Source organism: Niveispirillum sp., assembly GCF_052437035.1.
In the GTDB taxonomy this organism is placed as follows: Bacteria; Pseudomonadota; Alphaproteobacteria; order Azospirillales; family Azospirillaceae; genus Niveispirillum.
Genome location: NZ_JBQVOH010000033.1, coordinates 700 through 1037 on the forward strand (window position 1 = coordinate 700; position 338 = coordinate 1037).

The window sequence follows — 338 nt, forward strand, 5'->3', positions numbered from 1 at the left end:
TGCGGCCATAATCGGGGCCGGTCACGGCACGCAGCTCGGTGCGCCCGTCGCCGGTCTCGAGCGTCTTCACCAATTCCCCGCGATGCGCGAGCAGACCGTGCTGCATGTTGATGCCCGCCAATGCGGCGGGAAGCTGGCGCAGATAGGCCGACGGCGCCCCGACGAGACTGCACATTTGCCCGAAAGACCAGTGCGTGGGTGCAACCGGCGCTTCGCGGTCGGGAAGGAGCAGGCTCAGTCGCTCGGGTTCGTCGGGCGCGGCGATGACGCGAATGGCGCGGGTTTCGACAGTCCGCGCAGTCGCGGTCTCGGCCCGCGCGCGCACTGCATCATAAAGG

General features: G+C 68.6%; 1 pseudogene. It reads right to left on the reverse strand.

Annotation, left to right across the window (positions count from 1 at the left end):
* A pseudogene (locus ACT6Q8_RS25510) lies at positions 1 to 338 on the reverse strand (DUF932 domain-containing protein); the annotation flags it as partial.